At 61.2% G+C, this 9,276-nt stretch carries 10 protein-coding genes; 3 read left to right on the top strand and 7 right to left on the bottom strand.

Annotation, left to right across the window (positions count from 1 at the left end; translation table 11 throughout):
• Positions 1-135: 135 nt before the first annotated feature.
• Positions 136-912: a trans-aconitate 2-methyltransferase gene (gene tam / locus VFE81_RS04775; protein WP_325043497.1), complete on the bottom strand. Its 777-nt coding sequence runs from the start codon at positions 910-912 to the stop codon at positions 136-138.
• Between the two features lie 149 nt (positions 913-1,061).
• On the opposite strand from tam, the gene VFE81_RS04770 reads away from it, so the two are divergent.
• The gene (locus tag VFE81_RS04770; RefSeq protein WP_325043496.1) at positions 1,062-1,958 is read left to right on the top strand and encodes a LysR family transcriptional regulator; all 897 of its coding nucleotides are present in this window, start codon (positions 1,062-1,064) and stop codon (positions 1,956-1,958) included.
• Between the two features lie 14 nt (positions 1,959-1,972).
• Here VFE81_RS04770 and VFE81_RS04765 read toward each other — a convergent pair whose 3' ends face one another.
• The 3 genes from VFE81_RS04765 to VFE81_RS04755 all read right to left on the bottom strand — a co-directional run bounded on the left by VFE81_RS04765 (position 1,973) and on the right by VFE81_RS04755 (position 5,469).
• The gene (locus VFE81_RS04765) at positions 1,973-2,620 is read right to left on the bottom strand and encodes a GntR family transcriptional regulator (RefSeq protein ID WP_325043495.1); all 648 of its coding nucleotides are present in this window, start codon (positions 2,618-2,620) and stop codon (positions 1,973-1,975) included.
• Between the two features lie 100 nt (positions 2,621-2,720).
• A complete protein-coding gene (locus VFE81_RS04760) occupies positions 2,721-4,079 on the bottom strand; it encodes an aspartate aminotransferase family protein (RefSeq protein WP_325043494.1) in 1,359 nt (452 codons plus the stop codon).
• 40 nt (positions 4,080-4,119) lie between these two features.
• Positions 4,120-5,469 carry a glutamine synthetase family protein gene (locus VFE81_RS04755; RefSeq protein ID WP_325043493.1) on the bottom strand — a complete coding sequence of 450 codons (1,350 nt, stop codon included), beginning with the start codon at positions 5,467-5,469 and terminating at the stop codon, positions 4,120-4,122.
• Positions 5,470-5,736: 267 nt separating this feature from the next.
• Here VFE81_RS04755 and VFE81_RS04750 point away from each other — a divergent pair, with 267 nt between their 5' ends.
• A complete protein-coding gene (locus VFE81_RS04750) occupies positions 5,737-6,360 on the top strand; it encodes a glutathione S-transferase family protein (protein WP_325043492.1) in 624 nt (207 codons plus the stop codon).
• A 219-nt stretch (positions 6,361-6,579) separates the two neighbouring features.
• Positions 6,580-6,891 (top strand): hypothetical protein, encoded by a 312-nt coding sequence (locus tag VFE81_RS04745; RefSeq protein ID WP_325043491.1) that lies wholly within the window; start codon positions 6,580-6,582, stop codon positions 6,889-6,891.
• Positions 6,892-6,982: 91 nt separating this feature from the next.
• On the opposite strand, the gene VFE81_RS04740 is transcribed toward VFE81_RS04745, so the two are convergent.
• From VFE81_RS04740 to fabV, 3 genes are all read right to left on the bottom strand, one after another.
• Positions 6,983-7,363 (bottom strand): hypothetical protein, encoded by a 381-nt coding sequence (locus tag VFE81_RS04740; protein ID WP_325043490.1) that lies wholly within the window; start codon positions 7,361-7,363, stop codon positions 6,983-6,985.
• A 177-nt stretch (positions 7,364-7,540) separates the two neighbouring features.
• A complete protein-coding gene (locus VFE81_RS04735; protein WP_325043489.1) occupies positions 7,541-7,771 on the bottom strand; it encodes a hypothetical protein in 231 nt (76 codons plus the stop codon).
• Positions 7,772-7,879: 108 nt separating this feature from the next.
• The gene (gene fabV / locus VFE81_RS04730; protein ID WP_325043488.1) at positions 7,880-9,076 is read right to left on the bottom strand and encodes an enoyl-ACP reductase FabV; all 1,197 of its coding nucleotides are present in this window, start codon (positions 9,074-9,076) and stop codon (positions 7,880-7,882) included.
• Positions 9,077-9,276 lie beyond the last annotated feature (200 nt).

Here is a 9,276-nt window from a genome sequence, read left to right as displayed (position 1 = left end):
CTGTTCGTGTTCCGCTTCACTCAAGACCAGTGGCGCCTTCGGTCTTCCTCTCATCGTTGCCTCGCTTATTTGCGAACCCTGCAACCCAGGTTAGTACACAACGCAAATAAGGCAATGAATTTCTAACTCGGGACACTAGCGCGTAGCGACGATAAACAAGCGCGGAAACGGCAACAGCACGGTGCCGTCAGCCAGGGCCGGATAAGCCCGCGCGATCGCTTCGCGGTAGCGTTCCAGGAACGCGCCTTCCTCGCTGTCGTCGAGCACGCTCAGGAACGGCCTGAGCGCGCTGCCCTTGAACCATTCGACCACCGCCTCCGCGCCGCCCGCGAGCGGGTGGTAGTAGACGGTGCGCCACACGTCGACCCGCGCGCACAGCGGTTTGAGCAACGCGTAGTACCAGTCGGCGCCGTAGCGCATGGTGCGCTCCACGCCCTTGAGTTTGTTGGTCCAGGGGCCGTCCGCCGCGATTTCGCGCAGCAGACGGTGCGCGGGCTCGTCGAGGTTGTCCGGCATTTGCACGGCGAGGTTGCCGCCCGGCGCGAGTTTTTTCACCAGCGACGGAAACAGCTGCTCGTGATCCGGCACCCACTGCAGCACGGCATTGGCGAGGATCAGGTCGTAAGGGCCCGTGGCGTCCCACGTCGCAATGTCGCTCACCTCGAACTGGAATTGCGGCAGGCGCTTGGCGGCAGCCGCGATCATGTCGGCGGAACTGTCCAGACCGCTGACCGCCGCGCCGGGCAGGCGGGCCGCCAGTGCCTCGGTGGAATTGCCTGGGCCGCAGCCGATGTCCACCGCCACCCGCACGTCCGTTGCCGGGACCGCTGCCAGCAGATCCCTGACCGGACGGGTGCGCTCGTTTTCGAACATCACATACTGCTTCGCATACCAATTCGTCGATGAAGTCATGTCACGCTCCTTTGTCTTGACCGCTGGACCGGTGTCCGCTGACATCCGCGCCCAGTGTGCGGTGTCAAACCGAGCTAATCCGCTTATTCTGTGCGGTGTCAGGGGGTGGAGTAAAATGAATTTATCATTCCGATTCCTTCATTTTTCTAATGAAAATCGACACTCTGGGCGTACAGGCGTTTGTCGCGATTGCGGATCGGGGCAGCTTTCAAGGCGCGGCGGATTCTTTGCACGTCACGCAAACGGCCATTACGCAACGTCTGCGCAAGCTCGAAACGTTTCTCGGCGTCACGCTGATCGAACGGACTACGCGTTCCATGGCGCTGACCGAAATAGGGCGCAGTTTTTTGCCGCAGGCGCGCCGTTTGTTGGGTGAGCTTGCCGATGCGCTGATGGAGATTCGCGAGACGGGCGAGGCCCGTCGTGGCGATGTGTCGATGGCCTGCGTGCCGACGGTGGGCGTGCAGTATCTGCCGCGCATTCTGCAGGCGTATGCCGCGCGCTATCCGCATAACCGCATCAGGATTCTCGATCACGCGTCGTCCGCGGTCGAGGAGGCCGTGTTGCGCCGGGAGGTGGAGTTCGGCATCAATATCGCGGGTGAGCATCATCCGGATCTCGCCAGCGTGCCGTTGACGGAAGACCGCTATGTGCTGATTTGCCATGAAGATCATCCATTGGCACGACGGCGGCGCATCGCCTGGCGGCAACTGCAGCCGTATCCGCTGATCTTTGCCGGGGAGGTCAGCGGCAATCGTGCGTTGCTCGATGTCGCACTGGAAAAGAGTGAGCTGGCGCTGCGCTCCTTTTATGAGGTGCAACGCAGTTCGACCGCTGTCGGATTGGTTGCTCAAGGGGTGGGCGCGGCCGTCGTGCCGGCCCTCGCCATTCAGAAGGGCGCGTATCCGACGGTTCGCACCGTCGAGCTCACGCATCCGGTGGTTTCGCGCACGCTCGTCCTTGTGGCGCGCAAAACCGCTCAGCTTTCACCGGCGGCGCAGGCGCTTTACGACATGATTCTGGAACAGGCAACGCTGAAAGCGTGATGCAGGCCCAGCCCCTACAGACACTGCGCCCGCAAACAACTCGCCGCATGTTTCAGATCGTGCTCGATCGCGCGTCGCACGCCGGCTGCGTCGCGCGCCATGGCGGCGTTCAGCAAGTCGTCGTGCGCATCGTTGAGCGTGCCGGCAAACTGCGCGTCGCCAAACAACAGATTCGAAATCGGCCCGACCTGCAGCCACACCGTTTCGATCAACTCGAGCAGAAGCGGCGAGCCAGCCGCGCGGTACAGAATCAGATGGAACGCCTCGTTGACATCGAGATAACCCTTGGCGTTAGGGGCCCGCAAGGCCCGCGTCATCTCCTCATTCAGTTTTTCCAGCGTTTCCAGATCGCTCGCGCTTAGATGCGGCACGCCCAGTTCGGCGGCCTGGCCTTCGAGAATCAGCCGTACGCGCAGTACATCGTCGAATTGTTCTTTCGACAGACGCGGCACCGTCACGCCGCAATTGGGCACGTTCACCAGCGCCGATTCGGCCGCAAGGCGCTGCAAGGCGGAGCGCACCGGCATCTCGCCCACGCCGAGTTCGGCGGCGACGTGCCGGATCTTGATCCGCTCGCCCGGCACGAAGCGCCCGATCGTCAGCCATTGCCGCAGCGTTTCGTAAGTCTGGTCCTGCAGCGTGTGATGGCGCGAAGTTTTCATAAAGCTCGGTGCGAAGGCCAAAAAAAGGCTGCAAATAAAGCTGTAAAAAGGCCGACAGTCTAGCGCCCGTCGTGTTCGATCAACCTCGATCTGAAACCGCTCAGGTCAGTTCGGCAAGACAGGCGTCGAACGTGGAAACCAGTTTGTCGACATCGGCCGCCGACGTGTCGGGGCATACCAGGATCATGTTGTGAAACGGCGTAATCAGCACGCCGCGATTGAGCAGATACAGGTGCACGATGTGTTCCAGTTCCCGGTCGAGCTGGCGGCCGGCTTCGTCACCGTTGCGCGGCGGCGTCGGCGTGAACTGGAATTCGGTGCGGGCGCCGACACGCGTCACGCACCACGCGAGAGCATGACGCGCGATCGCACCCTTCAGGCCGGCCTCGATACGCTCAGCGAGCGCGAACATGTGAGCGTAGGCGGAATCCGTCATCACCTCGGCGAGCGTCGCGCGGATCGCGCTCATCGCCAGCATGTTCGCCGTGAGGGTGGTGCCGATGCCGGAGTGGCCGGGCGGTGCGCTGCGTTTGGCATGCTGCGCGCGGGCTGCCAACTCGGCGCTGAAACCGTACACCGCGCACGGGAAGCCGCCGCCCACCGGTTTGCCGAGAATGAACAGATCGGGTTCGAGGCCGTGGGCCGTCGAGTAACCACCCGGCCCGCAGCTGATGGTGTGGGTCTCGTCGATGGCGAGCAGCGTGCCGTAGCGGCGCATCAACGCCTGTGCTTGCCGCCAGTAGTCCGGTTCGGGCAGCACCATGCCAATGTTGGTCATCGCGGGTTCGGCCAGCACGCAGGCGACGTCGCCGTCTTTCAGCGCGTTTTCCAGCGCGGCCAGGTCGTTGAATTCGATCACGCGCGTGGTCTCGAGCAGGTCGTGCACCTGGCCGATCAGGCTGTCGCGCTGCTGGGGTTTTCCATCGACGAGATCGACGAACACGTCGTCCACGGTGCCGTGATAGCAGCCGTTGAAGATCACGATCTGTTTGCGCCCGGTCGCCGCGCGTGCCCAGCGCAATGCAAAGCGGTTGGCGTCGCTCGCCGTCATTGCGAACTGCCAGTAGGGCAGCCCGAAGCGGCGCGCGAGTTCTTCGCCGACCCACGCGGCATCTTCGCCCGGCAGCATGGTCGTCAGCCCGCGCTCAGCCTGGGTAGCCAGCGCGCGGGCCACGGGAGCGGGCGAGTGGCCGAACATCGCGCCCGTATCGCCGAGGCAGAAGTCCGCGTAGCGATGACCGTCCACGTCGGTAAACGAAGCGCCGCGCGCCTGATCGACATAGAGCGAGAAGGGCGTCGACCAGTCGTTCATCCAGTGCAGCGGCACGCCGAACAGCAGGTGGCGTGCGGCGCGTTCGGATAGCGCGCGCGATTTCGGCATGGCCTCTGCAAACGCGCTGCGTTCGCGTTCGACAAGCGCCTGCGCACGCGTCCAGTTGATGCCGTGACGGGTATCCAAATCCAGCTTCTCCGAAGTTTTTTTCATAATCCGCACGCGCTCAGACGAGCAGTTGCAGATGCTCGCGTTCCCACGCGGTAATGCCTTGCGAGAAAGTTTCGAACTCTGTTTCCTTGACCGCGCAATAGGCCTGCACGAAGTTGTCGCCGAGCACATCCGCGAGTTCGGTGCACTTCAGGAGCGCCTTGAGCGCATCTTCGAGACCGCGCGGCAGTTCGTATTCGAGGTCGTAGGCGCTTTCGATCATCGGCGCCGACGCTTCCTGCTGCTCCACCATGCCGAGATAACCGCAGGCGAGGGTGGCCGCCATCGCCAGATACGGATTGACATCGACACCCGGCACACGGTTTTCAAGCCGCCGGCCGTCCGGCCCGGAATTCGGCACGCGGATGCCGCAGGTGCGGTTGTCGTAACCCCAGCGCACGTTGATCGGCGCGGCGGTGAAGCGCGACAGACGCCGGTAGGAATTCACGTAGGGCGCGAACATCGGCATGGCTTGCGGCATGTACTTCTGCAAGCCGCCGATATAGTTAAAAAACAGCGGGCTCGTGGTTCCGTCGGGCAGCGAAAAGATGTTCTCGCCGGTTTTGCTATCGACGATGCTCTGGTGAATATGCATCGCGCTGCCGGGCTCGTGCTCCATTGGCTTGGCCATGAAAGTCGCGAAAATGCCGTGACGGAAGGCGGTTTCGCGCACCGCGCGCTTGAACAGAAACACACGGTCGGCGAGATCGAGCGCGTCGCCGTGCGAAAAGTTGATTTCCATTTGTCCCGCGCCGACTTCGTGCACGAGCGTTTCGACGCCGAGATGCGTGGTCTCGCAGAAACGCGACAGCTCCTGGAAGAACGGATCGAATTCGTTAACGGCGTCGATCGAGAACGACTGGCGGCCGGCTTCGTGGCGCCCCGCGCGGCCGAGCGGCGGGCGCAGCGGTTCATGCGGGTTTTTGTTTTGCGCGATCAGATAGAACTCCATCTCCGGCGCGACCACGGGACGCCAGCCTTTGTCCTCGTAGAGCTTCAGCACGCGCCGCAACACCGCGCGTGGCGAAATGCCGATCGGCTTGCCGTCGAGTCCGACGCAATCGTGGATCACCACCGCGACCTGTTCGATGGCCCACGGGACGAGCCGTACCGTGTTCGGATCGGGAATGCAGACCATGTCCGGATCGCTCGGTCCGACAAAGCGCTCGAAATTCGCGAACTCGCCGTTGACGGTGATCATTAGCAGCGCGTTCGACATGTGCATCTTGCCTTCCGAGAGAAACAGGTTCTTCGGTACGATCTTGCCGCGCGCGACGCCCGTCATGTCCGGTATCACGCATTCCACTTCATGGATGCGGTGATGCTCCAGGAATTCACGCAGGTCGGCACGTAGGTCGCTTTGCAAGGTTGACTCCAGTCGGTTGAGGAAGACGGCGCGAAGCGCTGCTGCAAACCTTGCGCGACGAGCTGCCGGTTCCGGAAAGCCGGGGATTTTGCATGATGGGATTTGATCAAATCATCGCATGAAATTTTGATTTTGGGAATTTGATCAAATGGCCGGCTTGCGAGGCGCGAAGTGTATCTGTCAGCTTCAGCGAGCCATCGATACACTACGATTCGAGCCGGCCCCCGGCGATTTATCCATAGCGACTGAACGAGCGGCCACAATCCCATGCTTCAGATTTTAGGCAAAGCATCATCCATCAACGTTCGCAAAGTACTGTGGGCGTGTGCCGAACTCGGCCTGCCGTTTGAACAGGAGGACTGGGGTGCCGGATTCAAGGCGACCGACGTGCCCGAATTCGTCGCCTTGAACCCCAACGCCATGGTTCCGGTAATCAGGGACGGCGAGTTCGTGCTGTGGGAATCCAACTCGATCATCCGTTACCTGGCGGGCCGCTATGACGGCAAGTCTCTCTATCCCGTCGACCCTTGCGAACGTGCGAAATGCGATCAATGGATCGACTGGCAGGCGAGCGAACTCAACCGGGCATGGAGCTACGCGTTTCTGGGGTTGGTCCGGCATTTGCCGGCTCATCAGGACCGTCAGCAGATCGACCTGTCGTGCGCGAACTGGGCAAGGCATATCGCAATCGTCGACAGACAACTTGAGACAACCGGGGCCTTCATCGCCGGGGCATCGTTCTCACTTGCGGATATTCCGATCGCGCTTTCGATCAACCGCTGGCTCGAAACACCATTGCAGCACGCCGATTTTCCAGCGCTGACGGCCTACATGGCGCGCCTTGCCACGCGCCCGGGCTACATCGAGTACTGCCGCAACGGCACACCTTGAACAGCGCGTTCGTGGTGCTATCCAGTCGCGTCGGCGACGCTGGCGTCACGCCGTTTATTCGCTCGCGAGGGCTTACAAAAATACTCGCGAAAAGCTTACGGAATCCTGAGCGCTGAACGCTTCTGCGCACCACGACCCGACTCACCTACAATGGCCGCTTTTGCGACACAGATTGAAGGTTCGAAGATGCGGGTATCGAAATTTGCACTGGCTTTGCTTATGGCCTGTTTTACGCTCAATGCAAGCGCCGAAATGACGGCCTCGCAATACAAACTCTGGGCCCATACCGACAACAACTCGGTCTACGCGGCTTACATCACCGGCACAATCAATGCGCTGGGGTGGGCGAACGGAGATCTGGTGTCGAAGAAGCGGCCGCCGCTGTTTTGCCCGCCGCAAAACCTCGCTATCGGCAATCAGAACGTCTATCCGTTGCTCGATCAGTTTTTCACCAATCATCCGGGCCTTTCAGACGATTTTCCAATCGGCCTCGCTATTTTGCGCACGCTTCAGGGGGCGTTTCCCTGCTGATCCGAAAGCACCAGGGCGACGGCTGACCGACGCTGTCTTGTGACCCGCGCCGGCAGTCCGGCGGTCCGGCGCTCCGGCAGTTCAACGCAGTTCAATGCTGCTCGACGAATTCCACCACCTCGCCGTTATCGCGCTTCAGAAAGATCGCGTCGCCTTTCGTGCGAATTTCGTTGCAGGAACTGCCGATCTTGTGGCCTTTGCTGCACACCTTGCCGTCTTCCGCTTTCCATTCGCCCTTGTCCGTGAAACCTTTGTTGGTGCTGAAGTCGAATGCGCCATCTGTGCTGTATTGGACGTGCCAAAGGCTCCCGTCAGCGAGTTTGATGTTGAAGGTCTTGCCGGCTAGTCGCTGCTGAATGTCGGAGGCCGATGCTGCTGCGGCATCGTCGGGAAATGCCGTTGAACCGGTGGTTTGCGCCACCGCCGCAAAAGCGGTCAGCATCGTGACGGCAAGTATGAGCAGGAATTTCATCGAGTGTCTCCGCGTTGTTGGCAACGACTGGCTTTTGGACGATGTGGCTGCGGTCCGTCGGCCGACGCTACACCGGTTGTATGGATCGATGTGTGGCCTACCGCACAGACCGATAGCGGTCCTGCTGCAACGCGCCGCTTCGTTCACAACACGGATCAAAACGCTTGATGACTTCGGCTATGACGCCATCCGGAACGCGTCCACCACCCACACTTCGTTCGCGAGAATGTGCGGCTGCGAGCGAGCAAGCCACTCCGCCAGCGGCGTAAGACTGATCCCCGGCGCAGCCGAGCCGCCGAACGACTCGGAAACGAACGGCGCATCGTCCTCCGGGCAGCGAACGATTTGAACGATATGTGTGATGCCGCGTGGCCGGGGATGGTTGATGGCCCATGCGGGCTCGCCCATCTTCAACCCGATGGTTGCGCAGCGCGGGAGGGTGTGGGCCGTGATCCCGGCCCTCTGGAGAATGAAAACAGACAACGGGCGGGGCCGCGAAGGCCCCGCAATCAAACATCAGATCTGCACGAGATTGGGGATCTGCACGTCCGGATTGACGTCAGCTTCATAGTCCACGCCGGCGATCTCGAACCCGAAGAGTCGCAGGAAGTCGGTCTTGTAGCCGCTGAAGTCAGTGAGCTCGTAGATATTGTCGTTGGTCACCTGGGTCCAGAGTGCCTGGACGCGGGCTTGCACTTCGGGATCGAGTTCCTTGTAGTCCGCGCGCAGACGGCCTTCTTCATCGATGTGCGGCGTCGCGCCGTACATGCTGTCTTTGTAGAGACCGTAGACCTGCTCGATACAGCCCTCGTGCGTGCCTTTTTCCTTCATGACCTTGAAGAGCAGCGACAGGTATAGCGGCATCATGGGAATCGCGGAGCTTGCTTGCGTCACGACCGCCTTGAGCACCGAGACGCGTGCATCGCCGCCTTTGGCCGCGAGTTTTTCGCGGATACCGAGCACCTTCTGGTCGAGATCTTTCTTGGCCGCGCCGATCGAGCCGTTCCAGTAGATGTCGTGCGTGATTTTTTCGCCAAGATAGGTGAATGCGGTCGTCTTCGCGCCATCGGCGAGCACGCCGGCGTCGAGGAGGGCGTCGATCCACATTTGCCAGTCTTCGCCGCCCATCACCGCGACGGTGTTGTCGATTTCGGCTTGCGTGGCGGGTTCGAGGACGGTTTCCTTGACAACTTCCTTGTCGGTGTCGATGCCGCGCAGATTGACGGCCTTGCCGACCGGCTTCAGGGTCGAGCTGAACACTTCGCCGGTCTTCGGATGCGTGCGCTTGGGCGCGGCGAGACTGTAGACAACCAGGTCGACCTGACCGAGATCGCGCTTGATGACCTCGATGGTGCGTTGCTTCACTTCGTCGGAGAAGGCGTCGCCGTTGATGCTGGTCGCGTACAGGCCCTTTTCGGTGGCGAATTTCTCGAAGGCGGCGGTGTTGTACCAGCCTGCGGTACCGGCTTTGGTGTCGCTGCCGGCGCGCTCGAAGAACACGCCGAGCGTGGCGGCGTCGGCGCCGAACGCGGCGCTGATGCGCGCGGCGAGGCCGTAGCCGGTGGAGGCGCCGATCACGAGCACCTTCTTCGGGCCATTGGCAATGGGACCGCGTGCCTTGACGTATTCGATTTGTTCCTTGACGTTGGCTTCGCAGCCGGTCGGATGGGTCGATACACAGATGAAGCCACGCACGCGCGGTTTGATGATCATGAAGCACCTCTTGTCAGAATTGCCGACATTATAGTGGGGTTGAGTTTTGGCCTGTTCGGCGGTTGTTTGTCTGCATGCCTACGGCGGTGACCCAAACAAACCACAACCCGCCGCCCAGGCGCCCCCATCTTGATACGATGCTGCCTTCGTCAAGCAGAACGGTAATCCGAGTGAAGCGTCTGATCCCCAAATTCCTACAG

The organism is Paraburkholderia sp. (assembly GCF_035656215.1).
GTDB lineage: Bacteria > Pseudomonadota > Gammaproteobacteria > Burkholderiales > Burkholderiaceae > Paraburkholderia.
This window is presented reverse-complemented; position numbering and strand designations above follow the sequence as displayed.